General features: G+C 59.4%; 28 protein-coding genes. 11 read left to right on the plus strand and 17 right to left on the minus strand.

What is annotated here, in order from left to right:
• Positions 1-193 precede the first annotated feature (193 nt).
• The 5 genes from RFER_RS23955 to RFER_RS04815 form a co-directional block, all read right to left on the minus strand.
• On the minus strand, positions 194-355 hold the full coding sequence (locus RFER_RS23955) for a hypothetical protein (RefSeq protein ID WP_166485663.1): 162 nt from the start codon (positions 353-355) through the stop codon (positions 194-196).
• Between the two features lie 121 nt (positions 356-476).
• Entirely contained in the window at positions 477-1,112 is a 636-nt protein-coding gene (locus RFER_RS04800) for a 2-dehydro-3-deoxy-6-phosphogalactonate aldolase (protein WP_011463258.1), read from the minus strand.
• Positions 1,109-2,038, minus strand: coding sequence for a 2-dehydro-3-deoxygalactonokinase (locus RFER_RS04805; RefSeq protein ID WP_041790163.1), 930 nt, complete (start codon positions 2,036-2,038; stop codon positions 1,109-1,111). Before RFER_RS04805 ends, RFER_RS04800 begins: the two co-directional genes overlap by 4 nt.
• A complete protein-coding gene (locus tag RFER_RS04810; protein ID WP_011463256.1) occupies positions 2,035-2,961 on the minus strand; it encodes a sugar kinase in 927 nt (308 codons plus the stop codon). The genes RFER_RS04805 and RFER_RS04810 overlap by 4 nt, the downstream gene beginning before the upstream one ends.
• A 217-nt stretch (positions 2,962-3,178) precedes the next feature.
• On the minus strand, positions 3,179-4,450 hold the full coding sequence (locus RFER_RS04815; protein ID WP_011463278.1) for an amino acid deaminase: 1,272 nt from the start codon (positions 4,448-4,450) through the stop codon (positions 3,179-3,181).
• A gap of 584 nt (positions 4,451-5,034) precedes the next feature.
• On the opposite strand from RFER_RS04815, the gene RFER_RS04820 reads away from it, so the two are divergent.
• From RFER_RS04820 to RFER_RS04865, 10 genes are all read left to right on the plus strand, one after another.
• A complete protein-coding gene (locus RFER_RS04820; RefSeq protein WP_011463279.1) occupies positions 5,035-5,877 on the plus strand; it encodes a transporter substrate-binding domain-containing protein in 843 nt (280 codons plus the stop codon).
• 126 nt (positions 5,878-6,003) lie between these two features.
• The gene (locus RFER_RS04825) at positions 6,004-6,666 is read left to right on the plus strand and encodes an amino acid ABC transporter permease (protein WP_011463280.1); all 663 of its coding nucleotides are present in this window, start codon (positions 6,004-6,006) and stop codon (positions 6,664-6,666) included.
• A gap of 5 nt (positions 6,667-6,671) precedes the next feature.
• Positions 6,672-7,340: an amino acid ABC transporter permease gene (locus RFER_RS04830; RefSeq protein WP_011463281.1), complete on the plus strand. Its 669-nt coding sequence runs from the start codon at positions 6,672-6,674 to the stop codon at positions 7,338-7,340.
• Positions 7,341-7,352: 12 nt separating this feature from the next.
• Complete coding sequence (locus RFER_RS04835) at positions 7,353-8,123, plus strand: amino acid ABC transporter ATP-binding protein (protein ID WP_011463282.1); 771 nt, start codon at positions 7,353-7,355, stop codon at positions 8,121-8,123.
• A gap of 18 nt (positions 8,124-8,141) precedes the next feature.
• Positions 8,142-8,543 carry a RidA family protein gene (locus RFER_RS04840; protein ID WP_011463283.1) on the plus strand — a complete coding sequence of 134 codons (402 nt, stop codon included), beginning with the start codon at positions 8,142-8,144 and terminating at the stop codon, positions 8,541-8,543.
• 54 nt (positions 8,544-8,597) lie between these two features.
• Complete coding sequence (locus RFER_RS04845) at positions 8,598-9,374, plus strand: IclR family transcriptional regulator (protein WP_011463284.1); 777 nt, start codon at positions 8,598-8,600, stop codon at positions 9,372-9,374.
• Positions 9,375-10,183: 809 nt separating this feature from the next.
• Positions 10,184-10,510 carry a hypothetical protein gene (locus RFER_RS04850; RefSeq protein WP_011463285.1) on the plus strand — a complete coding sequence of 109 codons (327 nt, stop codon included), beginning with the start codon at positions 10,184-10,186 and terminating at the stop codon, positions 10,508-10,510.
• A 56-nt stretch (positions 10,511-10,566) separates the two neighbouring features.
• Positions 10,567-11,793 carry an MFS transporter gene (locus tag RFER_RS04855; RefSeq protein WP_011463286.1) on the plus strand — a complete coding sequence of 409 codons (1,227 nt, stop codon included), beginning with the start codon at positions 10,567-10,569 and terminating at the stop codon, positions 11,791-11,793.
• 41 nt (positions 11,794-11,834) lie between these two features.
• A complete protein-coding gene (locus tag RFER_RS23960) occupies positions 11,835-12,200 on the plus strand; it encodes a hypothetical protein (RefSeq protein WP_011463287.1) in 366 nt (121 codons plus the stop codon).
• A 366-nt stretch (positions 12,201-12,566) separates the two neighbouring features.
• A complete protein-coding gene (locus RFER_RS04865) occupies positions 12,567-12,989 on the plus strand; it encodes a PaaI family thioesterase (RefSeq protein WP_011463288.1) in 423 nt (140 codons plus the stop codon).
• Between the two features lie 106 nt (positions 12,990-13,095).
• Here the strand turns inward: RFER_RS04865 and RFER_RS23965 are convergent, their stop codons facing one another.
• The 12 genes from RFER_RS23965 to RFER_RS04920 all read right to left on the minus strand — a co-directional run bounded on the left by RFER_RS23965 (position 13,096) and on the right by RFER_RS04920 (position 25,861).
• On the minus strand, positions 13,096-13,452 hold the full coding sequence (locus tag RFER_RS23965) for a hypothetical protein (RefSeq protein ID WP_166485664.1): 357 nt from the start codon (positions 13,450-13,452) through the stop codon (positions 13,096-13,098).
• Positions 13,453-13,608: 156 nt separating this feature from the next.
• Positions 13,609-14,580 carry an ornithine cyclodeaminase family protein gene (locus RFER_RS04870; protein WP_011463290.1) on the minus strand — a complete coding sequence of 324 codons (972 nt, stop codon included), beginning with the start codon at positions 14,578-14,580 and terminating at the stop codon, positions 13,609-13,611.
• A gap of 20 nt (positions 14,581-14,600) precedes the next feature.
• On the minus strand, positions 14,601-15,740 hold the full coding sequence (locus RFER_RS04875; RefSeq protein ID WP_011463291.1) for a DSD1 family PLP-dependent enzyme: 1,140 nt from the start codon (positions 15,738-15,740) through the stop codon (positions 14,601-14,603).
• A 1-nt stretch (position 15,741) separates the two neighbouring features.
• Positions 15,742-17,208, minus strand: a complete 1,467-nt coding sequence (locus tag RFER_RS04880) for an N-acyl-D-amino-acid deacylase family protein (RefSeq protein WP_011463292.1) — start codon at positions 17,206-17,208, stop codon at positions 15,742-15,744.
• Positions 17,192-18,139, minus strand: coding sequence for an NAD(P)-dependent oxidoreductase (locus tag RFER_RS04885; RefSeq protein ID WP_011463293.1), 948 nt, complete (start codon positions 18,137-18,139; stop codon positions 17,192-17,194). The genes RFER_RS04880 and RFER_RS04885 overlap by 17 nt, the downstream gene beginning before the upstream one ends.
• 29 nt (positions 18,140-18,168) lie before the next feature.
• Entirely contained in the window at positions 18,169-18,900 is a 732-nt protein-coding gene (locus RFER_RS04890; RefSeq protein ID WP_085998757.1) for an aldolase, read from the minus strand.
• Between the two features lie 22 nt (positions 18,901-18,922).
• The gene (locus tag RFER_RS04895; protein ID WP_011463295.1) at positions 18,923-19,909 is read right to left on the minus strand and encodes an ABC transporter ATP-binding protein; all 987 of its coding nucleotides are present in this window, start codon (positions 19,907-19,909) and stop codon (positions 18,923-18,925) included.
• Positions 19,906-20,910 carry an ABC transporter ATP-binding protein gene (locus RFER_RS04900; protein ID WP_011463296.1) on the minus strand — a complete coding sequence of 335 codons (1,005 nt, stop codon included), beginning with the start codon at positions 20,908-20,910 and terminating at the stop codon, positions 19,906-19,908. Before RFER_RS04900 ends, RFER_RS04895 begins: the two co-directional genes overlap by 4 nt.
• Positions 20,907-21,758, minus strand: coding sequence for an ABC transporter permease (locus tag RFER_RS04905; RefSeq protein ID WP_011463297.1), 852 nt, complete (start codon positions 21,756-21,758; stop codon positions 20,907-20,909). The genes RFER_RS04900 and RFER_RS04905 overlap by 4 nt, the downstream gene beginning before the upstream one ends.
• Positions 21,755-22,696 carry an ABC transporter permease gene (locus RFER_RS04910; RefSeq protein WP_011463298.1) on the minus strand — a complete coding sequence of 314 codons (942 nt, stop codon included), beginning with the start codon at positions 22,694-22,696 and terminating at the stop codon, positions 21,755-21,757. The genes RFER_RS04905 and RFER_RS04910 overlap by 4 nt, the downstream gene beginning before the upstream one ends.
• Positions 22,697-22,756: 60 nt before the next feature.
• On the minus strand, positions 22,757-24,292 hold the full coding sequence (locus RFER_RS04915; protein WP_011463299.1) for an ABC transporter substrate-binding protein: 1,536 nt from the start codon (positions 24,290-24,292) through the stop codon (positions 22,757-22,759).
• Between the two features lie 123 nt (positions 24,293-24,415).
• Positions 24,416-25,861 carry an aldehyde dehydrogenase family protein gene (locus RFER_RS04920; RefSeq protein WP_011463300.1) on the minus strand — a complete coding sequence of 482 codons (1,446 nt, stop codon included), beginning with the start codon at positions 25,859-25,861 and terminating at the stop codon, positions 24,416-24,418.
• Between the two features lie 153 nt (positions 25,862-26,014).
• On the opposite strand from RFER_RS04920, the gene RFER_RS04925 reads away from it, so the two are divergent.
• Positions 26,015-26,935 (plus strand): LysR family transcriptional regulator, encoded by a 921-nt coding sequence (locus RFER_RS04925; RefSeq protein WP_011463301.1) that lies wholly within the window; start codon positions 26,015-26,017, stop codon positions 26,933-26,935.
• Positions 26,936-26,997: the final 62 nt, after the last annotated feature.

Here is a 26,997-nt window from a genome sequence, read left to right on the forward strand (position 1 = left end):
TGGCTACCAATAGGATAGTCTACCAATCGACGTCATTCAGGTTTGCACGCGTTGGCTCCCGGCTGTGAAAACCGCGTAAATCAGGCTGCTAGGACACGCTTTTAAAGTCTGCCTCATAGCCCCAGTCAAGCAGACGCATCAAGTTGGCATCCAAGCGCGTGATGTCAGCGTGGGCGAAGCGGGCCGTTCCACACTAGATGCTGACGATCATTTGCCCGATGAATTGTTCTGGGCGGCAGCCTCGATTGGAGCCAGGCTGGGGCAACTGCCAACTTTTCACCATCAATTTGAGCCCCATACCGTCGAGCATGCGTTTCAACAGGGCCAGGCCAACCCAGGCGTTGACTTCACTCAAGGTGAACTCGAGTGTTGGAAATACAGCTATGCCTGTCCCTGCCGGCGACTGGCTCGCAAGGATCGCGCCCCGAGGGCCAACTCGATCATCAATAACTCCGAACAATTGGGCTCGCGTGGCCCTAGCAGGGTCCGCGGCAGGCGGCAATGAAGTTCATGGCGCTGGCCTGCACCTCGGCCGCCGTTGTGCCGGGCTTGTAAAGGGCCGATCCAATGCCAAAACCGCTAGCACCTGCCTTCAAGTAGCTGGAAATATTTTCTGGCGTAATCCCCCCCACCGGCAGCAATCGTGTGTCTGCGGGTAACACCGCGCGCAAAGCCCGAACGACTGCTGGGCTGATCATCTCAGCTGGAAATAACTTGAGTCCCGTGGCACCAGTCTCCAGTGCTGCAAAGGCTTCTGTGGCAGTCATCACGCCGGGTAAGCACACCAGCCCCAAACGCACGGCCTCGCGCACCACCATTGGATTGAAATTGGGCGACACGATCAATTGGCCACCTGCGGCATGCACGTTACGCACATCGGCCGGTGTGATCACCGTGCCAGCGCCGATCAATGCCTTCGGAAAGTTGCTGGCCAGGGCGGCTATGCTTGTCAGCGGATCAGGCGAGTTGAGCGGGACTTCGATCAAGGTCCAGCCCGTGCTGGTCAGGGCTTCCCCCACCGCCAGTGCCTCCTGCGCAGGCAGGCCGCGCAGAATGGCGACCAGGGGCATGTGGTTCAGTGCGGCTTCAAATTTTTCGTGTGCGTTCATCATTGATTCAAAAAGCTGGGATCGAGAGTTTGCGCGATAGCCCACAGGCCGGCCCAAGTGGCCTCTGAACCCACCCGCTGCGAGGATACGTCCCGCAGGGCCAGCGCGCGCTGGTAACGCTGCGTCAAAGTCTCTGAGCCGATGATGACCACGTGGGCGTTGGCCTGCAATGTCTGGGCACGTAATTCTTCGCCAATGATCAGACCGGACAGGTAGCTGGGCAGTGCTTCAGCAGGCAGACGGTCGAACAGCGACAGGGTGCGTGTGCTGAAGGCGGTTTGCAGCAGGCTGTTGCTGCGCAGGGCCAGTGTCACGCCCTGGTCGAAAGCCTTGCTGTCAAATTCACCATCGCCGGCCGGGAGCGAGCGCGACAAAATGGAGTGCTGCCGCAGCAGGGCGAAAAACTCGCCTGTCATGAATGTGGAGAATGATTGGATACGACCCGCTTGCGCCTGCACCCATTTGCTGTGCGTACCCGGCAGAACTGCCAGAGCTTCTTGCAGCCCGAGTAGCTGCAGTGCACCAAAAATTTGCGTTTCTTCGCCCCGCATGACGTCAGGAATGCGCTGGAGGTGCGTGTCATCAGGAACGCCATCGTTTTCGCAAGAGAGTCCGGGAACGATGGCCAAACGGCCCGGCTCCACCCACGTCAGGTTGGCGGCGATTTCTGCGAATCCTGCGGGACACGGGCAATAGGGCACTTCCAGCCAACCTTGCTTGCTGCCGACCATGCCGGACATTAGACATAACGCATCAGGGGCTTGCATCCAGTCACCAAAACAATTTTCGAACACCGAGGCAAATTCACCCGATTTCACCGTCAGGAGGCCGTGGGAAAAAGACCTCTCCTCCAGGACCTTTCCCGTGTCATCCAGCAATGCGCCGCGCATTGTGGACGTACCCCAGTCCACCGCCACTAGTTGCTTCACAACAGTGCTCGCACGGCATCCGGCCGGGGCAATGGCGCGACGGCGCCAAAGCCCTGAACCGCAAGCGCAGCGGCCGCATTGGCATAACGTGCGGCTTCAAAGGCCGTGCAGCCTTGAGCCATGCGAGCCAGTAGGTTGCCAGCAAAACAGTCGCCCGCACCGGTGGCATCGATCAATTGGACCTGGTGGCTGGCGATGCGTTCACGTCTGCTACCGTCACTCACCAAGGCGCCTTCGCTGCCTAGTTTTAACACGACGATCTGCGCGCCCAGCGAATGTCCCCAGTCGACGACCTGATCCGGATCGTTTAGGCCGCAGAGGATGCTGGCGTCTTCCATGCTAGGGAGAAAGATATCGCTCATCGAGATGGCTTGTGTGATGCAGGCCCGTGCCCTTGCCAGCGGCCAGAGCTTGAGGCGCAAGTTTGCATCAAACGACACCAGGGTTGCAGCTTCACGAGCCAGTTGTATGGCGGCGAACACAGTATCGCAGGAGCTGCTGGAGATAGCCATGGAAATGCCGGACACATGCAAAATCTTGCTGGCAGACAGTAGCTCGCTTGCCACTCCATTTTGCAGCCAGGCTGGTGTCATCCGGCTGGCCGCCGAACCAGCGCGCAGGTAGCTGAACTCATGCCCGTTCGGGCCGTGGGTCACAAAGTAAATGCCTGTGGGGTGCTCTGCATCACGCTCTATCGCCGTGGTGGCAACGCCCTCTTCCGTCCAAAGGTCCAGCAGTGACTGGCCGAACGTATCACGGCCAACGCGCGACAGGTAGCCACAGCGGGCGCCGGCCCGCGCGGCCGCGATGACAGAGTTGCTAGTGTCGCCACCAAAGCCCCGCAGATAGCCCGGCAGGCCGGCCGTGGTCTGATTGAACTCCACCATGGCTTCGCCAAGGGCAACTACATCGAATGTCTTCATTTCATTGTTCACTCTGCTTTTGTAACTCTTCCCTGCATGCGAGGGGCCGGGGCTATTTGTGTGCTACCGAACCGACCCTAAACCTCTTAGACAGAGAATGCCCTTCACAAGGATGACAATAATTGCAGTCGTTTTGGAAAAAACGTCTTTCGGCTTTATTCATTTGGAGATTAAGCCTGTGCATGGTGGGTCAGTTTTCTTGGTCGTTACCTAGAAGTCAAAACGCAGTATTTACTGCGCCCGTCACTGACAAGTCGTCCTCTACCAAAGGTAACCAACGCCATTTGTCAAAGGTGGTACAAGGGTGAGAAATGCCAAGACCCACACGATCACCGACTTGGGGAACGAGCCCCGTAGGATCGAATCGAAGGTAGGCGTGTTGATCATTGAGGGCGCTGATTTTCCAGTCTGTCGGAACGGCATTTGCTTGTCGTAGTCCACGTGGTGCGTGGCGTTGGGGCAAAGGCATCTCCAAATCGTAAGAAATATCGCGTCGACCGCAGGTGAGCAGGGCTAATCCTGGTTCAGGCACCGACTGCACCATTGTCCAGACTTCCAATGCGGCCCTCAGTGACGCGTCGAGGCCTTCACGTTTTTCCAATTGACGCAAAAACCGCGCATAATTGCCGTGGTCATGTGTGATGTAGCAACCGGAACGCAGCACACCCAGCATGGGGTGCGTCAAACCTTCCAGTCGAAGCAGCGGCAGCACCAGGTCAAACACCGCCGAGCCACCGGCGGTTACCAGTAATTCATCCCCGTCAAACATGTTTTGCGCATCGCAGGTCCGAACAACTTCGATCACGCGGCGCACCAGTGCCGTGACTTCTCGAGCATCGTGCTCGCTGTCGCAATTGGCCACACCGCCTTCATAACATTCGACGCCGCCAAGCCGGACCGCAGTGGACTTGGTCAATGCACGCGCCAAGTTCAGGGCCTCTTCTAGCGTACGACATCCGGTGCGCTGGCCCGGTATGCCCATCTCCAGAAGGACGTCAAAGGGCATCAGAACAGCACGGCGTGTTGCCCAGTCCTCAATCAAAGTCAATTGAGCAAGTGAATCAACGAGAAACCAAATTCGCAAGTCCGAATGGCTCGCCAGCAAGGAAGCCAGCGCATCGAAATCAGCGTCGCTCACAACCTGGTTGGCGATGATGATACGACGTGCCCCAGCCTCAATTCCCACTGCACACTGGTACATGGTGGCGAAGCTCAGACCCCAGGCACCAGCCGTAAGCTGCTGCCGAAACAGTTGCGGTGACATGGTCGTTTTGCCGTGCGGCGCTATCGCCACACCCTTGCGCGTTGCATAGTCCTGCATCCAAGCCACGTTGTGTGCCAAGGCGCTGCGGCTAATAACGGCTAGCGGGAACGGCAAGTCATTGGCCAACACATTCCAGCCCTTGGTGGCCAACTCACTGGCCTTACAAGGAGAGGCACTAAATGGATAACTTTTGTATTTGTGATCGAGTGTGAAATCGGTATTCATGATGCAATAGTAATGTCTGTGCGTCAAAAAAGCGCTCTAGTGGTTGAGCCGTTCTTCGCGCAAGCAATTAAGTATACGAGTGCTGTGATTCACCGTAAGTGGCCAACGGGTGCGGTAGCTGCGAACTGAAGATGAAGTGAAGGGCGTGTGAAAATGTCACGTTTTCTTTACTTGCCAATGCGCAGCATGTGAGGGGGCTAATTGGGACTCCAACCATCAAACCCTAGTGCATGGCTTCAGTGGCCGCTTCCATACAACACCTTTGCTTCGGAAGCAGATTCACTCACTACGGTGATGTTTTGATGCCGCAATGGACTATGGATGGGTTGAATGAGACCCGTCGTGGTAAAGGCTCGTTCGCCGTTTTTGCTTTCAACTGGACAGACTCCTGCACCTGGCTTTCGTGGAAATGGATGCTTCGGTCGAAGTCTATGGATGCACCAAGTAAAAGCGTTGACGCGAGCAAGTCATTTCAGATTGGATAAGGCATTGACGCTCCCGCGGAAAGGCCACATAATTAACATGGTCCGACATCTTGGACATTCGTCTACTATAGTGGACACAATCAATACAGGAGAATATCGATGAAATTTCGACTTTTAGCTTTGGCGGCACTGTCCGCGATCACTGCATTGACGGGTGCTTCAGTCAATGCCGCAGGTACGAGCAAACTCGATCAGGTCTTGGCGCGAGGTAAGCTCATTGTGGGGACGGGAAGCACGAATGCACCGTGGCATTTCAAAAGCGCCGATAACAAATTGCAGGGGTTTGACATCGATATCGCGAAGATCATCTCCAAGGCGTTGTTTGACAATCCGGACAAGATTGAATTTGTCAACCAATCGTCGGATGCCCGTATTCCGAACATCACCACCGACAAGGTTGATATCACCTGCCAGTTTCTGACGGTCACTGGCGGGCGTGCACAGCAAGTCGCATTCACTATTCCCTATTTTCGGGAGGGCGTGGGCCTGATGACAAAGACAGGGAGCAAACGTGGCGATTACGCGGCGTTGAAGGCGGCGGGGGCTTCGGTTAATGTGGCTGTGCTACAGAACGTCTACGCTGAGAGCATGGTGCATGCCGCATTGCCCATGGCTAAGGTCGCTCAATACGACTCCCCAGACCTGATGTATCAAGCCTTGAATTCGGGTCGCGCCGATGCCGCAGCGACTGACCAGTCGTCCATCTCTTGGTTCATCAAGCAGAACCCAGGTAAATATAAGGATGCCGGGTATGGGTGGAACCCTCAGACTTATGCGTGTGCGGTGAAGCGCGGCGATCAGGATTGGCTAAATTTCGTCAATACAGCGCTGCATGAGGCCATGACGGGGGTGGAGTTCGATGCCTATGCTGCGTCCTACAAGACCTGGTTTGGTGTTGATCTCGCGCCGCCAAAGATCGGTTTTCCGGTTGAGTATAAATAGGCCCATGACGAACTGATACGCAGGGATTGACGCGGCTCTTCTATGAATCCGGTGCCAGTGGCCGGTTTCGTAGAGGGGCAGCAGGCAACGTCCGTTTGCCTGTGATTGAGCCAAGGAAGACGCGCTATGGATTATGTGTTGAATTTTTCTGTTGTGTGGCGAAGCTTTGACCATCTGCTGGGTGGACTGGGCCTCAGCCTGCTGCTTGCCTTGGGCTCGATCCTAATTGGCATGGCGATTGGGCTTGTGGTGAGCTTCGCATTGATTTCCCCGGTGGCTATTGCGCGCAACCTGGCTGGCGCATATGTGACGGTGACACGCAACACGCCGCTGTTGGTACTGGTGCTGTTTACCTATTTCGCACTGCCAGACCTCGGCGTCCGGTTGGGCGATATCGAATCGTTTGTAGCCACCTTGGCGATATATTCGGGAGGCTATCTGGCCGAAGTGTTTCGCGCTGGCATGCTGTCCGTCCCCAAAGGTTTGAGCGAGGCGGGGCAGGCGATCGGGCTCACGAGGATGCAAATTCGTTTCTCGATCATCATGCCAATCATGTTTCGCAATGTTCTGCCTGCCCTGGGCAGCACCGTGATCTCGCTGTTTAAAGATACGTCGCTCGCGGCAGCAATTGCTGTTCCAGAACTTACGTACCAAGCGCGCAAGATCAATGTGGAGAGTTTCCGCGTCGTGGAGACTTGGATCATTGCCAGCCTCCTTTATGTCTGCACTTGCGCTGTCCTCGCCATGTTATTCCGGCGGGTTGAGCGCCACCTTGCCATTCCGCGGTGAGCAACATGGATTTTACGCTTGGTCAATTTTTACATGAACTTTGGATTGCTCGTGCACCAATCGTCCAAGGGCTCGGCGTCACCATTGTGGCAGCTGCGCTAGCCATCGTAACTGGATCGATTCTGGGCGTTGGCGTTGGGCTGGCACTCACTTATGGGGCGAAGCCGCTTCGCTGGATGACAAGGGCGTATACCGATTTTATTAGGGGCACGCCGGTACTGGTTTTGGTGTTGGCAAGTTACTACATTCTGGGCGCTGCCGGGGTCCAACTCAGTCCCTTCCAGGCGGGCGTACTTGCCCTAGCGGTGTTTTGCAGTTCGCACGTAGGTGAGATCGTCCGCGGCGCATTGCAGGCAATACCAGTAGGCCAGATCGAGGCTGCCAAGGCTATTGGTTTGACTTTTTCGCAGACGTTCTTGTACATCCTGCTACCGCAGGCCATTCGGCAAGTGTTACCAACCTGGGTCAATACCGCAGCTGAGATGGTAAAGGCGTCGACGCTCTTGTCCATCATAGGAGTGGGCGACTTGCTGCTGGCATCGCAAGAGGTTATTTCTCGCACTTTCATGAGTCTGCCGTTTTATTTCTTCGCCGGGTTTCTCTACTTCACGGCCAATTTCGCCATTGAGCATTTTGGGCGATACGTGGAACGGAAAACCAAAATTCCCTCGTAAGGAGCATCGCTGATGGATAGCAACATTCTTGAAATTAGAAATCTACATAAGCGATTCGGAGCAGTCGAGGTGCTGAAGGGCATAGACTGCTCTATGAAACAGGGCGATGTGGTTTGTGTGATTGGCTCCAGCGGATCAGGCAAGACCACAATGTTACGCTGCATAAATATGCTGGAAGATTTTGACGACGGTTCGATCCGTATTGACAACCAGGATATCGGCTACGAGACCCGAGATGGTGTCCGCCGGCGTAAAAATGAAAAGGAAATTGCTAAGCAACGTGCACTTACCGGCATGGCTTTCCAGCAGTTCAATCTATTCCCGCACATGACAGCGACCGAGAACATCATGCTGGGGCTCGTCAAGGTCAAGAACATGCGCAGGGATGAGGCGCATTCCATCGCTGAAAAATGGCTTGATCGCGTTGGGCTGCTGGAGCGGCGCGATTACTACCCCGGTCAATTGTCTGGGGGGCAGCAGCAACGCGTGGCAATCGCCCGTGCCATCGCAATGAGCCCGAAGCTGATGCTGTTTGACGAGGTAACATCCGCGCTCGATCCGGAACTGGTGAATGAGGTTCTACTAGTCATCAAGGATCTTGCACGCGAAGGAATGACCATGCTCCTTGTCACCCATGAGATGCGTTTTGCCTTTGAGGTATCAACCCGCGTGATCTTTATGAATCAGGGCCGGATTGGTGAAGAGGGTGATCCCAGAGAAATGTTTCTCAAGCCAAAAACTGAACGGCTAGCAGAGTTCCTGAAGAGCTCAACATTCAACTAATTACAGAGGAAACAACAAATGACTATCCTAAGATACGGTGCTGGTGAGACGGGAGCGGGCGGTCAGTCCCTTCCCTTTGCACGTGCGGTCGAGGCCGATGGCTGGCTGCATGTGTCAGGGCAAGTGGCGATGCACCAAGGTGAAATCATCGGTGGTGGGATCATCCCTGAGACACGCAAGGCAATCGGTAATTTGATCGCAATTCTCTCCGAGGCTGGCTATGGCGTCGAGGACGTGGTGAGGGTTGGGGTTTGGTTGGATGATCCTCGTGACTTCTGGACATTCAATAAGATTTACACTGAATACTTTGGTGCAAACCCACCTGCGCGTGCCTGCGTTCAAGCGCGGATGATGGTTGAGTGTAAAGTTGAGATCGATTGCATCGCCTTCAAACGCAAGGTCAATCGGATCGCGGGTTAAGGGTGCCAGGGGTGAGAACCATATTCGGTATGGCCCGTATTTTATGAGCAACACATGACCGTCGCCGAACAGCTACCGCCCATTCGGCGATCTCGCGGCCTGGATCGCGCATTTGAAATTCTCGACTACTTCCGCGTCCAACGCAAACCGATGCGCCCAAATGAAATTGCTGCGCATATCGGGGCCCCTCGTTCATCGGTGTACGAACTGGTGAATTTGCTACTGAAGCATGGCGTGCTCGAATATCGCGGTGACGACGGACAAGTCTTCCTCGGTCGCAAACTGTATTTTCTCTACAGTGCGTATGCGGAACAGTTCGACCCAATGCGGGAGTGCGAATCGTCACTGACACGCATCACGGAAGCAACACGGGAAACCTCCCAACTTTGCATGCTTGACGGCAATAAATACACCGTTGCACTGATGAAAGAGGGCATACGGCCATTCCGTATTTCCTCAAATGTTGGCGAAGCCATACCGATTCCATGGACCGCATCTGGGCGACTGTTGGTATCACATATGTCAGACATGGAAATACGGAACTTCATTCCACATGAAGATTTCAAGCTGCCAAGCGGGACGTGGCTACAACCGGGAGTATTCATTCAACAGGTGCGTAAAGCTAGTGCGGAGGGGTACTTTACCTTCGATAGCATTGTCGACAGTTTTACGCATTGCTTTGCAGTTCCGGTGTACGAGAAGGACGGAAAGTGTTTTGCCACACTCTGCTTGGTGGCTCCTAAGGAGGATGGTGCAAAGAATCGAGAAATGTACCTGCGCAGCCTGATGGATGTCGCAATTGACTTGACGCAGAGACTAAAGACTGTGTGAGTAGCGGCACTTCCTGTATTGTTCATCTACGATGATGATTCGGCTAAAAGGTGGGCCAGCGTCAGCAATATGAGTTCGTCGCGGACACCGGATGGGCAGCTTTGTGGAACGTAAACAGTAAAACATTTTCTGTTTCCCGTAAGCTGCCAACCGTGAGCACCCGATTCTGGTCGTTGGAGTGCAGCGATCCTCGAAATCAACACCACATTGCTGACGGTCGGGCTACTGGGTGAATGTCGGTTATGGAGCGAGTATTTTCGGCAACCCTATGTCGGCTGGCGCTGCACTGCTGTCCCATACATCGCCGTCGCCAATGTCAGCAATGCGGATGGGACGCCGCCGATTGACTGACAGCTTTATGGAACCCCAAGGCTGAACATTATTTCTGCTGCCCGGAAGCTGTCACCCGGGAGCACCCGCTGTTAGTCGAGTCCGGGTACCCCTTTGATTGAAATCAGGGCCATAAAGTTGACAGTTGGGCTACCGATGCCGTTGTCAGGTATCGGTCGGGCAATTTGAATTTCTGTAGATTCGCTACCGCTGTTTTGCGGTGGCCCGGTTCAGACCCTCTGCCAATCGTCGACTTTCGGTACTGCCTCCTCCAAACGGCCATTGGCATATGTCGGCCGACTGTCGGCAAAGTGGCATTGATTCACTCCAAATCTATTTGACTATGATCATCGCTTGTGTTCAAAACCGCAGGACTGCATGGAATTCATGCGCCAGTACCCTTCGGATCGGCTGCAGGCAGAGGCAAAGTTGCCCAATGAACATACTCTGATTAGCCGAGAGCGAGCTACCCATTCATCATGACCCGGCGAAAGCACTATCACGTCTACGTGGTTGAACTGTCCAAGGACGTGCTGTTGAACGCCCGGTTTATGCGATCCAACCCCAACTACCTTCACGGCAAACCCTGTGTCTATGTCGGCATGACAGGTCTGGATCCGGATGTACGTTTTGACAAGCACAAAGCAGGAATCCAAGCCAACCGCTTTGTTCAGGAGTTCGGCCTGCGCTTAGTGCCGGAGCTTTATACGCTGTACAACCCGTTGACTTATGACGAAGCCAAGAGTCTCGAAGTCGAACTGGGCATTGATCTGCGTGAGGGTGGCTATGGGGTCTGGCAGGCGTGATGCTTGCTTAACTTTGGATAACTGATCAACCAACTGCGCCTCCGTTAAGCTAACCCATGTCCAGAAGAAGCGTCCGCAGGTTATTTGCCCACCGTCAATTCATGCGCTTTTGGTTCGCCAGACTTGCCGGCGTGAGCGCCAATCAAATGCTCATGGTGGGGGTGGCCTGGCACATGTATGACATCACCTCCAGTGCCTGGGATCTCGGTTTGGTGGGATTGTTTCAGTTTGTACCCGCCCTTGTTCTGATGCTGCCTGCAGGGCACACTGCCGACCGATTTCATCGAGGTCGCATCTTTGCGGCCTGCATGGGCATTCAGGCGGTGGTGGCGTTGGTGCTGATCTTCGCCACCCAGTTCCACTTTGCCTCACGCGAGTTGATTCTTGGCATTTCGGTGTTGTTGGGGGTGGCTCGTGCCTTCCAGATGCCAGCACAACAGGCATTGACCCCTCAGCTTGTGCCGCAGGACATGCTGCAAAGTGCGGTAGCTTTGAGCTCCAGCGGCATGCAAGTGGCCATCATTGGTGGACCAGCACTTGGCGGCATGCTGTACACGACAGGGGCCACAACCGTCTATGTCACTTGCGCTCTCCTGCTCCTGGTGTCTGCCATGCTGGCCTTGCTGGTGCGCTACCAGCACCAGCAAGCCCATCTGGCCGCCACCTGGCAGACTGTTCTCGCTGGATTCACCTTTGTCTGGCACCGCAAGGTCTTGCTGGGCGCAACTTCCCTGGACTTGTTTGCGGTGCTGCTCGGTGGTGCCACGGCCTTGCTGCCGATTTATGCACGGGACATCCTGCATACCGGGCCAATCGGGCTAGGGGTACTGCGATCTGCTCCTGCGGTGGGTGCACTGATGATGTCGCTGGCGATCATGCGCTGGCCGCTGACCAGACACGTGGGTCGCCGGCTGTTGGCGGCCGTTGCCATTTTTGGCGTGGCCACCATTGTCTTTGGTCTTTCCAGCCATTTTGGGCTGTCGCTGGTGGCACTGGCGATTGCCGGGGCCGCCGACAGCATCAGCGTGGTGACGCGATCAACCCTGGTTCAGTTGGAAACACCCAACGAGATGCGGGGCCGGGTGTCGGCGGTCAACTCGATGTTCATTGGTGCCTCCAACCAGTTGGGGGAATTCGAGTCGGGAGCCACTGCAGCCCTGTTTGGCGCGGTGGGCTCTGTGGTCATTGGAGGCGTCGGTACGGTATTGATCGCTGCGGGATGGTTCAGGCTGTTTCCGGCGCTGGCAAGGCGGGACCGGATGGGGCCGACGGTTGCGGCTTGAAGGGGGCTGACCGATGCCATTAATCTGTACTGACTGCGACAATGTCACCAACGATATTGTCGTCGGATGTTCAATTGAAATCAAAGTCGCGCTGGTCGGTCCGCCTGGGATCCCTTGAATGGGCCAAACACACTCACGAGCGGTCAGCAGAAGATCCCCTGCAGTTGTTTGGGAGCGCCCGCCATGGCGTGCAAATTGGTGCACTGGCCAAGCTGGGAGATGAATTTGTCCTGGTGGTCGGGGATCATGTGACAGCCTTGAGCCATGCGGACAATAAGGATCTTGCTGCTGCGACGGCGCATGCTGGGTCTGCTGACCGACCGATTGTGTTCCAGCCAATGCCGGTTCGTGCCACCACATCTGTGGTCGTTGTCATCAAGCGGCGGCGCGTTCCAACTCCCCATTGAGTGGGCCATCCTCGGTAATTCACTGAGTAAATGAGGTGTAGATTGCACCTGTTTTTGGGACTCCTTACCCAACTGAATACGCGGCTTTCCGTTCCTGGTCGAGACGTGCCTGACACGCCCCCCCATTCCGGTCATTCACGATGGGCTCTCGGAAGTCAAGTACACAGCGTGCGCGATATTGGCAGGAACACGAGTGAAAGGTCGGCTAATGCAGACTGCTCGGTAACGTTGCTTTCTTCAGATTTGTCATTTGCACGCTCTGCTTTCTTGGCATCCAAGGGTCACGAGATTCTGTGTCCCACGATTGACACGCCTCATCATTGGAACCACCTACATTGGTGAGTCGTCAATCACCAATGAACCATCATGCCAGAACCAATCAATCCGCTCACTCAGATTCGCGCAATCAATGAAACCGCACCCTTCAACCATTTTTTCGGGATTGAAGTAAAGAGTGCGGGGGTCGGTGTGGTCGAGCTCTCGATGCCATGGCGACCTGAGGCGGGCCAGTACTCTGGATTCCTGCACGCGGGAGTAATCGGGGCTCTCATCGATACCGCATGTGGATTCGCAGCAGCAACGCTCGTTGGGCCAGTTCTTGCATCGCACTACTCTGTCAACTGCTTGCGCCCAGCCGTAGGCGAAAGTTTCCTTGCCCGTGCTCGCGTTGTTAAGCCCGGAAAGTCACAGGTCTTTACCTCGTGCGAGGTGTTTGCCCTGTTGGATGGCAGCGAGAAGCTTGTCGCCACAGGCGAGACGTTACTTTCAGTCGTGCAGGACAAGACTTAGGCCGTACCTCTCAGTCAAGCAGAGCCCTGACGGTTTTTCGTTTGATCCGGCTCAGCTCGAACGTTAACGGCTGCATTTAAGCGAGTGGAATGATCGGATGAAATTTTTAGAAGCTGAGCGTTGCCGCTCTTTCATTTTCAACAAAAACAATGCACTTAGTTGCCGCAGTCATCAATCCAGAACTGGTGGAGCAACTGGCCATGACTTGCTTTCCGCCGTAGATGCTGTGAAGCGCGCCTTCGCCCGACAACAGGGATACCCGTCCATCAATTTCCCTTGAGCCATTAATGGAAATCTTCACGTTAGTGAAGTCAAAAAGCTCACCACTGATTTGCCAGGGTGCCGCCGTTGAACCAGCAGAACGATAACCTTGACTTGGAGCCACGGTTGAGCAGGATGAAATAGAAAGTGCTAGAAGCAGTGCTGTTCCAGTCATCAAGCGCCCATTGAATGGGAGTTTCAACGATGGAGCCGCGCCCGGTCCGATTAGGTCCACCACCTACCTCGGCGGCAGGAGGACGGCTATATGATTTTCAAAACCCTCGGAGTTCCCCTGTAAGAAAGAGAAGAATTTTGATTTCAAGTCAGCAATTCAGCTCCACCGGCACGGTGATCTGACCTAATACCCGACGCGGGAGCCAAGGCCCCGCTCTGCGGCCAGGCGCACGGCGAGGGCGGCCACCACCAGATCCTGCAAGGCCACACCAGTGCCATCGAAGATGGTGATTTCCTGTGCTGTACGCCGTCCGTCGCAGAGCCCTGCGATGACCTCGCCGATGCTGCCGCGAAAGCTCTGGTCCGTGATCAGCCCAGCGTTATAGGCATGCTGGCATTCGCCGATGGTGATGGCCTGTTGGGCCTCGTCCACGAACAGGGTGGCGCTCGCCACCAAGGCGGGATCCAATTCCTGCTTGCCCTTGGTGTCGGCCCCCATGGCGCTGATGTGGGTGCCGACGCGCACCCAGGATTTTTCTACCAAGGCCTGCTGCGAGGGCGTCACGGTGATCAGGATGTCGGCGTTGGCAGCTACTGCCTGACGCTCGGTTTGTGGGGCATACTCCAGTCCCAGTTCCGCTACCGTGCGTCCGAAAGTCACGAGATTTTCGGGAGATGGGTCCCAAGCATAGACCTTGCGGATGGGGCGCACGGCCAGCGTCGCGCGCAACTGGTACGCCGACTGGGCGCCGGTGCCGATGATGCCGAGCACGCTGCTGTCGGGGCGCGACAGATACTTGGTGGCGATAGCGCTGGCAGCTCCGGTGCGCACCCCGGTCAGGTAGTTGGCACTGACCAGGGCCGAGGCGCGGCCGGTTTCCGGATCGAACAGCAAGGTCGAAGACTGATGATTGGTCAAGCTCTTTGCCAGATTATGGGGCCAGTAACCGCCCGCCTTGAGGCCCAGAATCGGTGCACGGGTGTCACAGCCCGTCTTGACGCCGAACACCGCATCCTGGTAGCCCACCACCTCGCGCACGACAGGGTAATTGCGCGCTTCGCCGCGCGCCATGGCGGCGAAGGCTTTTTCGACCTCGGTGATGGCGTTCTCAACGCTCACCAAGGCGCGAGCGTCCTCTTCGGAAATAATCCACATCTTGTATTCCTTTTTTGGCTTTACCAACCGCTGAAACGCTGCCATGTCGCGGTAATCTCGCGGCCGGGCCCCAACACCTTGTAATTGCCATACTGCGCTGCCGTGGAACAGGCATGATTGGGCAGGATACGCACCTGCGTGCCTACGGGTAGATGCAGCGCGCGGTCCGCCTTGCCATGGCGGTGCGCCATGATGCCGTGCTCCTGGTTGGCTCCCACCAGAATGAAGTCGTCCAGCGGCCGGCCATCAAGGTCACAAACGAGGCCATAGCCCTGGTCCACCGGCTGCTTGGCGGTGCCGCGGTCGCGCGACATGGCCATCCACCCGGCATCGAGAACGGTCCAGCCTTTTTCGTGCTGGTGCCCGATCACCGTGGCCAGGACCGACACGGCGATGTCGTCCAGCCGGCAGACGCTCAGGCCGGCCATCACCAGATCGAAGAAGACGAATACGCCGGCACGCACTTCCGTAACGCCCTCCAGATGCTCGGCGAACAGCGCGGTCGGCGTCGAGCCCATACTGACCACCGGGCACGCGATGCCCGCAGCGCGCAGTCGCTGCGCCGCTAGGACGACCGCGGCACGCTCCTGCTCGGCCATGGCGCGAATCGCCTCGATGGAAGCGCAGTCGTAGGAACTGCCGGCATGGGTCAGCACCCCTTTCACCGGAATGCCGGCGCTCTCGAGGAACAGGCCGATTTCGACAAGTTCGCTTGCGTCGGGTGTCACGCCCGAGCGGTGGCCGTCCGAATCGATCTCGATCAGCACGTCGAAGTGACGCCGTGTCGCGCGGGCGCGCTCGGCCAGCAGCCGGGTGGTCTCCATGCTGTCGAGGAGGAGCGACAGCCGGACCCCCTTGTCCTGCAGGGCCATCACATGGTCCAGCTTGTTCGGTGCGATGCAGACGGCGTACAGGATGTCCTTGACGCCGTGCGCCGCGAAATACTCGGCCTCCAAAAGGGTGGAAACCGTGATCGGGTCTTGGGGCGTTTCCAAGAGCCGACGCGCCACATCGATGCACTTGTTGGTCTTGACGTGCGGCCGGAACGAGACGCCGAGACGCCGCAAATGGCTGCGCATGCGCTCGATGTTGCGGTCCATTCGGGCCTCGTCAAGAATCAGCGCGGGTGTCTCCAGTTGTTCCAGAACTTGTTTCGGCATCTCAGCTTCCTGTCTCTTGCGGTTCGCGCGCCAGCACCCGCCCGGGGCGCGCGCCGGTCGAGCGGCCGTCGCGCCAGACCACGGCGCCATTGACGATCACCGTGTCGATGCCGCGTGCCGGCGCAATCGGCTTCTCATAGGTGGCGACCTCGTCCACCGTGTCGGCGTTGAACAGGGTCAAATCGGCGTAGGCGCCTTCCTTCAGCACGCCGCGGTCTTTCAGGCCAAAGTTCTTCGCCGTTAGGCCAGTCATCTTGTGCACGGCAGTCTCAAGCGGGAACAGCCCGAGCAGGCGGCCATAGTGGCCCAGCACGCGTGCAAAGCTGCCCCACAGGCGCGGATGCGGTGCCGCGTCATGCGGCAGGCCGTCGGAGCCGATCATGGTCTGGTCGAACTTCAGAATTCGCTGCACATCGGCTTCGTCCATCCGGAAGTAGATCGCGCCAGCGGGTAGCAGGCGTTGCACGGCTTCGTCCTGGGAGACGCCCATCTTCTGCGCGATGTCGGCCAGGTCTTGGCCGGCATGCTCGGGCAGCGCTTTCGACCAACTGACAATGACCCGTGTGGAAGTGGCCGCCCGGTCGGCGGACAGGATGGTGGAACCGGCAGTGTAGGGATAGCAGTCCAGGCAGATCGGCTGCTTGGCCATGTTTTTTTCGATGAAGGACAGCGTTTCCTCGGAGCGACCGTAATTCGCCTGTCCCACCAGCTTGTGGTGCGAGATCACCACCGGCACCCCGACCTCGCGGCCGATGCGAAAGCTTTCCTCCAGCGAGTCGAGCACCCGGTCCGCCTCGTCGCGCATATGGGTGCAGTACAGGCCGTTGAACTCCTTGAGCGGTCGGCAGATCTCGATGATCTCCTCCGTGGGCGCGGCAATTGCCGGTTCGTAGAACAGCCCTGTGGACACACCGATGGCGCCCGCGCGCATGGCCTCGTCGACCAGCTCGCGCATGGCGCCGATTTCGGCCGGCGTCGCCGGCTGCGTCAGGTCATCCATGGTGGCCACGCGCAAGGTGGTGTGGCCCACCAGCATCGCGCAGTTGGTGGCGGCCGGCTGGGCGCGCAGCGCATCCAGGTAGGCGGCGAAACTGGGAAAACGGAACCACTCGCCATCGCCGTCGAGCAGGTTCAGGGGTGGCGTGACCGGATCGGGAATGGGGCGCGGCATCGGCGCCAGTGAGACGCCGCAATTGCCGCCGATCACCGTGGTCACACCCTGGCTGATTTTTGGCGCCATGTCGGGGTTGGACAGCATGAATCGGTCGTCGTGGGTGTGCGCGTCGATGAAGCCCGGCGCCGCAATGCGACCCGCCAGATCGATCTCCAGCGCACCACGCAGCTTTGAGAGATCGCCGATGCGCGCGATGCGCTCGCCACGAATGCCGATGTCGCCCGTGAAACGGGGGGCGCCCGTGCCGTCGACAATGCTTGCGTTGCGGATCAAAAGGTCAAAGTTTTCCTGCATCAGATGCCTTGTGTTGAAGAGTTGTTTCTTTCCCGCAGAGTGGTGCGCCATGCATGCGACACAGAATGTTGAGCAGTTCGGGAATCATTTTTTCGCCCCCTCCCACATTCGAAGCAGTAACAAAGGTTTGATGGACCGCCTCACCGACAAAGGCACCGACCTGAAGGTCCTCTGCCATGTGGGTGAAATACCGCAAGTCCTTGCCTGCATTGATCAGGGAAAACATCATGCTTCCAGGCTCTCCGCTATCGAGAAAGGGCATCAGGCGTTTGAGAACAACGCTGTCGCCCCCTCCGGTTGCCAGCACCTCGGTCAGCACTTTGCGATCGACCCCGGCCTTGCCGGCGCAGGTATAGGCTTCAGCCAGCAGGGCCAGGGTGCCCAGGGAAATGTAGTTGTGCAACAACTTCAGGCGATGGCCGGAACCGACCTCACCACCGATGAAGATATTTTCGGCGTAGGCTTCAATCAGCGGGCGGACCTCGGCAATCGTTACGGCATCTCCACCGAGCATGGCATTGACACAGCCATCTTCGGCATGCTGGGAGGTACGGGTCATCGGGGCATCGACATAACGTCCGCCTCGCGCCTGCACCGCAGCCGCCACCTTGAGCGTCGACACAGGGTCTGCCGTCGTGGCATCCACGACAACGCCCCCCGCCCGCAGGCCTTCCAGAAGACCATCCGCACCGTAGACACAAGCTTCGACCTGGGGCGATCCGTTGACACAGAGGAACACCACATCGGCAGCAGTCGCCACCTCTTTGGGAGTCGCAACCGTTTGAGCACCCATTTTCATCAAGTCATCGATCGGCTGGTTGCCTGGATGATCAAGCAGGGTCATGGCGTGCCCCTGCTTGAGCAGGTTTTTCGCCAAGCCATGCCCCATCAGGCCGACACCGATAAAGCCAAGTTTTCTTTTGCCAGACATATCAATTCCTTTCATGGTTGCGGTTCCAATCAGCTTGCATATTCGGGACATTCGTGGTCGAGCTTGCGCCGCAGCGCATCAAGATGCAGCCGTGCCCAGTGCTCGCGTTCACGTCCGAACTGCTTCACCGTTCTTTTTGCGATGTCGTCCGGGACTAGCCGCAGTGGCCTGTTGCAGCTCATGGCCTTGACCTGCAACTCCGCCGCGCGCTCCAGGTAATACAGGTGATCAAAGGCCTGGGCTACCGAAGGACCGACCACGATCACTCCATGGTGCGCAAGGAACAGCACATGTTTTCCATCCATCTTGCGGGCGATGCGCTCGCCTTCGTCGGGATCATGGGCTAGGCCGTTGTAGCTGTCGTCGTAAGCGATATCGTCATGGAACCGTAAGGCCTCCTGAGAGGCGGGTTCCAGCCTGCCCTTATCCAGCATCGTGATCGCGGTCGCATAAGGCATGTGGGTGTGCAGCACGCAGTGCGCCTCGGGGTGAACGGCATGAATCTGCGAATGGATGTTGAAAGCGGCAAAGCCGCCATCGCGCCCGCCGCTCTGATCAACGCCGTTCTCGTCAACCAGCATCAGCTCGCTCGCCCTGGCTTCGGAAAAGTACATGCCCCACGGGTTGAGTAAAAAGCGCAGGGGGTCATCACTCACCCTCAGGCTGAAATGGCTGCATACACCGGCCTGGCCGCCGAACATGGCGGCGCCGCGGAACACTGCGGCCAGATCGCGCTGCTCTTCAATATAGGAGGGGTTCATCGGATTCCTTGCGACACGGCGATCAAGCAGCATAGTGACAGGCCACCCGTCGCCCGTCGGGCAACGGACTCAACAGAGGGTCTTCGCTGCGGCAGCGGTCCTGTGCGACCGGACAGCGCGGCGCGAAGCGGCAGCCAGCCGGTATGTCCAGCGCGCTGGGCACGTCGCCACCAAGCATATGGCGGTGGCGTTGGTCGTTGGGGTGAGCGATGGGTACGGCCGACAGCAAAGCGCGGGTGTAGGGGTGCGTCGGACGTTCGAACAACTCATCGGCCGTGGCGATCTCTACGATGCGCCCGAGGTACATCACCGCGATGCGCGTCGAGATGTGCCGCACCACCGACAAGTTGTGCGAGATGAAGAGGTAGGTCAGGCCCAGCTCGCGCTGCAGGTCCTGCATAAGGTTGATGATCTGAGCTTGCACCGACACGTCCAGCGCCGACACCGCCTCGTCGCAGACCACGAAGGCCGGCTTGAGCGCCAGTGCGCGCGCAATCCCTATGCGCTGGCGCTGGCCGCCTGAGAATTCATGCGAATACTTGGCGGCGGCGCTACGCGGCAGCCCCACCAGATCGAGCAGCTCGGCCACCCGTGTCTGCCGTTCGGAAGAGGTGCCCACGCCGTGGATCGCGAAGGCTTCCCCGATGATGGACGCCACCGTCATCCGCGGGTTCAGCGACGCGAATGGGTCCTGGAAGATGATCTGCATGTGCCGGCGCCGCTCGCGCATCTGGCGTCGGTCCAGCGTGGTCAGATCAACGCCTTCATGCACAATGGAGCCCGCGCTCGGCTCGATCAGGCGCAGCAGCAGGCGGCCGGTTGTCGATTTGCCGCAACCGGACTCGCCGACCAGGCCCAACGTCTCGCCCTTGCGTATGCTCAGGTCCACGCCATCGACCGCGCGCACCACGGCCTTGTGGCCCATGCCCAGGACGCCGCTACGCACCGGGAAGTGCTTGGCGAGCCCGCGTGCTTCGATCAGGATATCGGTATCGGGTGCAGCGCTCACGAATTCGTCTCCATGGCAATCGGCGCCGCGGGGGTGACGGCGCCGAGATGCAGGCAGGCCACCGAATGGCCGGACATCAGCAGGCGGCTGGCGGGCGGTTCCATGTCGCAGGCATTGGTGCGATGCGCGCAACGCGGCGCGAAGCGGCAACCAGGGGGCATGGCTCCGACCGCAGGCACCGAGCCTTCAATCGTGGTCAGGCGCTCGACCCGGGTGGCGACCGTGGGCACCGAGTCCAGCAATGCGCGTGAATAGGGGTGGGCCGGTGTGTCGAACAGCACTTGTACTGGAGCGGTCTCTGCCACGCGACCGGCGTACAGCACCATCACGCGGTCGGCCATCTCGGCAATCACACCAAGGTCGTGCGTGATGAGCATCAAGGCCATTCCGGTTTCGCGCTGTATCGCGCGCAGCAGGTCCAGTATCTGCGCCTGTATGCTCACGTCGAGTGCGGTGGTCGGCTCGTCGGCAATCAGCAGCTTGGGGTCGCAGGCCAGCGCCATGGCGATCATGACGCGCTGGCGCATGCCACCGGACATCTCGTGCGGGTAGACCGCAAGCCGGCTCTTGGCCGACGGGATCTCCACACGTTCGAGCAGGTCGAGCGCGCGGCGGGTCGCGGCGTCGCCCTTCATGCGGAGGCGGCGGCGCAGCACCTCCTCGATTTGCGCGCCGATGCGCATCACCGGGTTGAGCGAGGACATCGGCTCCTGGAACACCATGGCCATGTCGGGCCCGCGCCGCGCCCGCCATGCCGACGCGCTGCCAGCGGTGAGCTCGTCGCCCAGCAGGCGTATGCTGCCTGCGGTGCATTGGATACCGGATGGCAGCAGCCCCATGACGGCTAACGCCAGCATGCTCTTGCCGCTGCCCGATTCGCCAACCACGCCGAGCACCTCGCCGGCGGCAACCTCCAGCGTCACGTCTTCGAGGATGGTGGTCTGGCCCTTGTGGCCGAGGGCCGTGGTCAGGCCCCGGATGTCGAGTACCGGCTGTGTCATGGGCCCACCTTGATACGCGGGTCGAGCAGGTCGCGCAGGCCGTCTCCGAGCAGGTTCAGGCCCAGCACGCAGACCACAATGGCCAGCCCGGGAAAGATGGTGACCCATGGCGCTTCGACCATGAAATCGCGGCCGTTGGCGATGATGTTGCCGAAGCTGGGCGTGGGCGGCGGTGGCCCTACCCCGATGTAGGACAACACGGCCTCGGCGAGGATGGCGCTGGCGAAGACAAAGGTCAGCCGCACGATCAGTGGCGCCAGCGAGTTGGCCAGCACGTGGAACCACAGGATGCGCCAGTCGCCCGCACCGAGGGCGCGCGCCGCCTCGACGTACTGCATCTCGCGCACCACCAGCACCGAGCTGCGCACGATGCGTGCAGTGTGCGGCGTGGTTGCGATGCTGAGCGCGATGATCACGTTCTGGACAGAGGCGCCCAGGGTCGCGCTAACGGTCAGCGCGAGCAGGATGGCGGGGAAGGCCATCAGGGCGTCCATCAAGCGCATGATGGGATCGTCAAGCCGGCGGAAGTAGCCCGCCACGCTGCCTATCAGCGTTCCGAACAGCCCCGTGATCAACACCACCATGAGGCCGATCTGCAGCGACAGGCGGCCGCCGTAGATGACCCGCGACAGCACGTCGCGCCCGAAGTGGTCGGTGCCGAACCAGTGCTCGGCGCTGGGTGTCTGCAGTTTCATGCGGAAGTTGCTGGCCAGCGGATCGTACGGTGAAACGACGCCGGCCAACAGAGCCACGGCGGCGACCGCCAGCACCAGCCCGCCGCCAATGACAATGGAAGGATGGGCCAGCACGCGCCGCACGATGCGGGTAGAAGAGGAGGACGGATTCACAGTCTGACTCGCGGGTCGACCACCGCATACAGCAGATCGACCATCAGGTTGATGACGACATAGATGGCAGCCAGGAACAGCAGCCCGCCTTGGATGACAGGGAAGTCGCGGCTCATGATGGCGCCGATGATGAGACGCCCGACGCCGGGCAGCGAGAACACCTGCTCGACGACGACAGCGCCGCCCAGCAGCGAGCCGGCGATGATGCCGAGCACGGTGAGGATGGGCAGCATCGCGTTGGGCAAACCATGGCGCAACACGACGAAGCCGTGCTTCAAGCCCTTGGCGTCGGCGGTGCGAATGAAGTCCTGATGCAACACATCGAGCATGGCAGAGCGGGTCATGCGTGCGATGAAGCCGGTTTGCACCAAGGCCAGCGTCAGCGCCGGCAGCGTCATGGTGCGCATCCAGCCGACCACACTTTCGGTGATCGGCACGAAGCCGCCGGACGGCAGCCAGCCGAGGCCCACGGCAAACACCACGATCATCACCAGACCGAGCCAGAAGTCGGGCACAGACAAGCCCAGCAGCGATGCCGTCATAACCGTGCGGTCAGCTATGCCGCCCCGGTGCATGGCGGCGAAGATGCCCGCCGAGATGCCGAGCACGGCGGCCAGTACCAGCGCCAGCGCCGCCAGCGACAGGGTGACGGGCAGGCGCTCCAGCAACGCTTCGCCAACGCTGCGGTGCAGCAGGATCGACTGTCCGAGGTCGCCCGTGAGCACCCGGCCGTACCAATGGAGCATTTGTTGCCACAGCGGCTGGTTCAGCCCTAGTTCCTGGCGTATGCGGGCGATTTGCTCCTGGGTCGCGCTGGCGTCGAGGAAGGACGAGGCCGGGTCGCCAGGCACCAGCCAGATGACTGCGAACGACATCAGGGAAACGAGGAACATCACCGGGATCGCGGCGATGAAACGGCGCAGAAGGTATTGGGGCATGTTGCGTGTGCAGCCCCTTCAGACGCGGCAGTACGCCACGCCGGAAGGGACCGCATCCGGTCACTTGTCGAGCCAGACGCCCCACATGCGTGGGATGCGGTAGGGTTCGAAGTTGCGAAGCTTGGCGGTGCCGACCTGGAACAGGCCGTAGTTGCCGACCTTGATGGCGATCACGTCGTTGATCATGTGCTGCTGGAAGGAGGCGAACAAGGTCTTGCCCTTCTCAGCATCCAACTCGCCGCTGTAGGCTGCGTACAGGCGATCGATCTCGGCGTCGGGTTTTTGGTGGAGCTGGCCGCCCGCCCAAGCCGACATCACCGTGCCCGGCCCTTCGAAGGGCTGGATGCCGAAGCCGTGGGCAAAAAGGTTCCAGCCCTCCGGCGACCAGCCGATCTTCACGGCGGTCGGCCAGTCGGTGACCTTGATGTCGACGTTGACGCCAATCTGCGCCAGACGCTGTTGCACCACGGTGGCGGTGTCAGTGTTGGCGCGTAGGTTGTCGACCAGGAAGGTGATCTTCTCGCCCTTGTAGCCCGATTTCACGACCAGCTCCCTGGCCTTTTTCAGGTCGGGCTTGTTGTACGTATTAAGGCCGACCCCCACGTAGGCCGGCGACTTCGGATATAGCCAGCCGCCGTCGAGTTGATAGATGTCGGGGTAGGCAATCGACATAATCTCTTCCATGTCGAGCGTCGCCACCACGGCCTGACGGAACGCGAGGTTGTCGGTGGGCGGTACCGCGTGGTTGAGCTTGATGATCTGGAACGAGAAGGGCAACAGCTTGTAGATCTTGAAGGCCGGGTTGGTCTCCAGCCTCTTTTTGGTCGGTCCGTCCACCGTCTCCACCAGTTGAACCTCGCCCGACTGCAGCGCCGCCACGCGCGCGCCCGCCTCGGGCATGAAGCGGAAGGTCACTGTGTCGAGGTAGACCTCCTTCTTTCCCGCGAAGCCATCGCGTTTGGTGTAGTGCGGGTTGGGCACATAGTCCTTGAAGCGCTCGAGCTTGACGTGGCTGTCGGGGATGAACTCGACGAACTTGAAAGGGCCGGTACCGATGTAGGCGATCTTGTTGGCTCCCTTGGCCGCTTCCTCAGCCGGGTAGATGGCCAGCGGCGCGGTCGATGACGAAAGCGTGTCGAGCAGCGTGGACTGCACCTTCTTGAGCTTGATTACCACCTCATTGGGGCCTTTGGCGGAGATGGTCTCCACCTCGGACAGCAAGTTGGCGTTTGCTCCAATCTTGCGGTACCGTTCCAGCGAGGCCACCACGTCGGCCGAGCCCATGGTCTTGCCATTGTGGAACTTCACGCCCTTACGCAGTGCCAGGGTGTAGGTCTTGCCGTCGGGCGAGATTGCCACGCTTTCAGCCAAGTCTGGCACTGGCTTGCCATTCTCGTCGCGTGCGTAAAGCGTCTCGTAGATGTGCAAGTTGATGTGGCGCGCGGATTGGATGGTGGTGACCTGCGCGTCCAGCGTCGGCGGAGCCTGGGTGATGGCCACGATGGCATTGCCACCGAGCGTTTGCGCGTGCAGGGTGGTCACCGACACGGCGACCGCGGCGGCCAGGACCGCCAGAGAGAAGGACTTTCTGTTCATAAGGATCTCGTCGTGAAGGTTGAAGGAAGGGACGCACACAGCTTATCAACCTGCAGGCCCCTAGGCGAATGCCGTGTGCGGATGGCTCGATGCCGGCACAGCATCGGGACCGGGCGCGTGCGCTCAGAGGCGGATGCCGACGTTCTTGGTCTGGACGTAGCCGAGCAGTGCCTCTTGCCCTTTCTCGCGCCCGTAGCCGGACCGCTTGGTGCCGCCGAACGGGGTTTCAACACCACCAACCCACCAGTCGTTGACGTAGACCTGGCCGGCGACCAGCCGGTCGGCGGTCCACAGTGCGAGGCTGAGGTCGCGGGTGAACACCCCGGCGGCCAGTCCGTAATCGGTGCCGTTGGCGATCGTGATCGCCTCCTCCGGCGTGTCAAACGGAATGACCACCACCACCGGTCCGAAGAACTCGTCCCGGGCGATGCGCATTTCGGGATGTACATCCCTGAACACGGTCGGAGCCATGAAATAGCCCTTGCGGCCCGGCAGGCGGGCGCCGCCGGTAGCCAGACGCGCGCCTTCGTCGACTCCGACCCGGCATAAGCCCTCAACCTTGTCGAGTTGGCGCGCGGAGATCAACGGCCCCATGTCATGGCCTTCGATGCCGGCGCCCACCGAACGCGCTTCGGCTTCCTTGACCATCAAGGAGACGAACTCGTCGTAAATCGAACGGTGCACAAGGAGCCGGCTGGCGGCCGAACAGATCTGGCCGGCGTGAAAGAAGATGCCACGCGCCGCGCTCTTTACGGCGCGTTCCAGGTCGGCGTCGGCATGGACGATCCCGGCCGACTTGCCACCAAGCTCCATCACGCAGGGAATTACGCGCTCGGCGGCCGAGCGCAGCACGCTCTTGCCGGTTGCGACGGAGCCGGTGAACACGATGTGGTCGATGTCGCGGTGGGCCACCAGTGCGGCACCGGCATCGTGCCCGTATCCGCAGATGATATTGAGCGCGCCCTTGGGCACGCCGGCCTTCTCGCAGGCCTCTGCGAACTTGAACAGGCTGAGCGGCGAATCTTCTGGCGACTTGAGAACGACGGTGTTGCCGGTGATCAGCGCACAGCACACCGAGCGAGCGCCGACCGGCAACGGACCGTTCCAGGGCACGATCTGCGCAGAGACACCGAACGGCGCGTGGACCGTGTAGTCGAGAACGCCCGGGCCCAGTGGAATTTGCCGCCCTTCGAGCTTGTCGGCCATACCCCCGTAGTATTGCAGGTAACGCATGGTCAGTTTGACATCGTTGCGGCCATTGGCCAGCGTCTTGCCGTTGTCCAGGCATTCGAGTTTCGCGATTTCCTCGGTCATCTCACCGAGGTGCCGTGCCACCTCGAACATCAGTTGGCCACGTTCAGCCGGTGGCAGGTCGAGCAAGGCGCGGCTGGCGAAACTGCGGCGTGCGGCGGCCACGGCTCGGTCCACATCGGCAGGCATCGCGCGCGCCACCTCAGCGATGGGTTCGCCGGTGGCCGGGTTGTCGATCAAAATGCGCTCGTCGGTTGCGCCGTCTACCCATTCACCATCGATGAAGTTGCGCCAGAAAGTCTTGGTTGTCGGGGTCATTGATGCCTCACTGTTTATGATTCGGACACGCCAGATCACGGCGTAATCTGAGCCCGCGTAAAATAATATGCTTGGACGTCGCCGAAAGCGAATGCCGATTCACAATGGACTGATGCCGCGCGGGCATCGGCGCGCTACTGCAAGGAGTACCCCATGGAAGTGAAGTGGCTTGAGGATTTCCTCAGCCTGGCCGATACTCTCAATTTCACGCGCTCGGCCGAATTGCGCTTCACGACGCAGCCGGCGTTCAGTCGCCGCATCCGCAGCTTGGAGGAATGGTTGGGCGCGCCGCTGATCGAGCGCGCCACGCAGCCAATCAGCCTTACTCCCGCCGGGCAGAAGTTCCGGGCAATTGCTGAGGAAGTGCTGCGCCGGCTGTTCCAGGTGCGAGAGGACGTTCGCCATCTTGACCTCGCGTCGGCCAACACCATCATCTTCACCGCCACCCACAGCCTGTCGCTGAATTTCTTTCCACGCTGGATACGCACGGTCGAGGAGCGCAATGGCGTTCTGTTCACGCGACTGGATTCCAACCATTTTGAAGTCTGTGTGCAGACACTGCTCAAGGGGCATGCGCATTTCATGCTGTGCCACGCCCACCGCAGCGTCGATCTGCACCTGCCGCCTGACGGCTTCAGGTCCATAGTGGTCGGTGGCGACCGGCTACTGCCGGTGTCCACACCCCACGAACAGGGCGGGCCCGCCCATGCCCTGCCCGGCACACGCGAGCAGCCGGCGCACTATCTCGCCTACGCCGAGACCTCGGCGATCGGACGCGCGGTGGACCACATGCTGGAACAACGCCCCGCCAAGCCTCAACTGGAACAGGTGTTCGTCTCGCACCTAGCGGCGGTGCTTGAATCCATGGTGCGTGACGGTCGCGGCCTGGCTTGGCTACCCGAAAGCCAGATCAAGGACGACCTGTCGGCGGGGCGGCTGGTCGTGGCGGGTGACGAAAGCTGGACGGTGCCCGTCGAGTTACGGCTGTTCCGTCCCGAGCACAGCCTGCCACCGAAGTCCGAGGAGTTTTGGGCCGCCGCGGTCGCGTGCGAGGTCGACTGCGCATTGCGCTAGGCGAGAGGCCGGTATTGGCCGACCGTAGCGGGAATGGGTACGCTTCAAGGTGTCGCAATAAG

Source organism: Rhodoferax ferrireducens T118 (assembly GCF_000013605.1).
GTDB classification, from domain to species: Bacteria; Pseudomonadota; Gammaproteobacteria; order Burkholderiales; family Burkholderiaceae_C; genus Rhodoferax; species Rhodoferax ferrireducens.

Bases quoted from the DNA above. Each gene is read 5' to 3' on its own strand.
- RFER_RS04840 (WP_011463283.1), top strand. From the start codon at position 8,142: ATGACTATCCTAAGATACGGTGCTGGTGAGACGGGAGCGGGCGGTCAG.
- RFER_RS04815 (WP_011463278.1), bottom strand. From the start codon at position 4,450: ATGAATACCGATTTCACACTCGATCACAAATACAAAAGTTATCCATTT.
- RFER_RS04880 (WP_011463292.1), bottom strand. From the start codon at position 17,208: ATGCAGGAAAACTTTGACCTTTTGATCCGCAACGCAAGCATTGTCGAC.
- RFER_RS04875 (WP_011463291.1), bottom strand. From the start codon at position 15,740: ATGCCGAAACAAGTTCTGGAACAACTGGAGACACCCGCGCTGATTCTT.
- RFER_RS04900 (WP_011463296.1), bottom strand. From the start codon at position 20,910: ATGACACAGCCGGTACTCGACATCCGGGGCCTGACCACGGCCCTCGGC.
- RFER_RS04820 (WP_011463279.1), top strand. From the start codon at position 5,035: ATGAAATTTCGACTTTTAGCTTTGGCGGCACTGTCCGCGATCACTGCA.
- RFER_RS23960 (WP_011463287.1), top strand. From the start codon at position 11,835: ATGTCACCAACGATATTGTCGTCGGATGTTCAATTGAAATCAAAGTCG.
- RFER_RS04810 (WP_011463256.1), bottom strand. From the start codon at position 2,961: ATGAAGACATTCGATGTAGTTGCCCTTGGCGAAGCCATGGTGGAGTTC.
- RFER_RS04850 (WP_011463285.1), top strand. From the start codon at position 10,184: ATGACCCGGCGAAAGCACTATCACGTCTACGTGGTTGAACTGTCCAAG.
- RFER_RS04845 (WP_011463284.1), top strand. From the start codon at position 8,598: ATGACCGTCGCCGAACAGCTACCGCCCATTCGGCGATCTCGCGGCCTG.
- RFER_RS04830 (WP_011463281.1), top strand. From the start codon at position 6,672: ATGGATTTTACGCTTGGTCAATTTTTACATGAACTTTGGATTGCTCGT.
- RFER_RS04920 (WP_011463300.1), bottom strand. From the start codon at position 25,861: ATGACCCCGACAACCAAGACTTTCTGGCGCAACTTCATCGATGGTGAA.
- RFER_RS04835 (WP_011463282.1), top strand. From the start codon at position 7,353: ATGGATAGCAACATTCTTGAAATTAGAAATCTACATAAGCGATTCGGA.
- RFER_RS04870 (WP_011463290.1), bottom strand. From the start codon at position 14,580: ATGTGGATTATTTCCGAAGAGGACGCTCGCGCCTTGGTGAGCGTTGAG.
- RFER_RS04915 (WP_011463299.1), bottom strand. From the start codon at position 24,292: ATGAACAGAAAGTCCTTCTCTCTGGCGGTCCTGGCCGCCGCGGTCGCC.
- RFER_RS04925 (WP_011463301.1), top strand. From the start codon at position 26,015: ATGGAAGTGAAGTGGCTTGAGGATTTCCTCAGCCTGGCCGATACTCTC.
- RFER_RS04825 (WP_011463280.1), top strand. From the start codon at position 6,004: ATGGATTATGTGTTGAATTTTTCTGTTGTGTGGCGAAGCTTTGACCAT.
- RFER_RS04910 (WP_011463298.1), bottom strand. From the start codon at position 22,696: ATGCCCCAATACCTTCTGCGCCGTTTCATCGCCGCGATCCCGGTGATG.
- RFER_RS04890 (WP_085998757.1), bottom strand. From the start codon at position 18,900: ATGAACCCCTCCTATATTGAAGAGCAGCGCGATCTGGCCGCAGTGTTC.
- RFER_RS04885 (WP_011463293.1), bottom strand. From the start codon at position 18,139: ATGTCTGGCAAAAGAAAACTTGGCTTTATCGGTGTCGGCCTGATGGGG.
- RFER_RS04800 (WP_011463258.1), bottom strand. From the start codon at position 1,112: ATGATGAACGCACACGAAAAATTTGAAGCCGCACTGAACCACATGCCC.
- RFER_RS04865 (WP_011463288.1), top strand. From the start codon at position 12,567: ATGCCAGAACCAATCAATCCGCTCACTCAGATTCGCGCAATCAATGAA.
- RFER_RS04855 (WP_011463286.1), top strand. From the start codon at position 10,567: ATGTCCAGAAGAAGCGTCCGCAGGTTATTTGCCCACCGTCAATTCATG.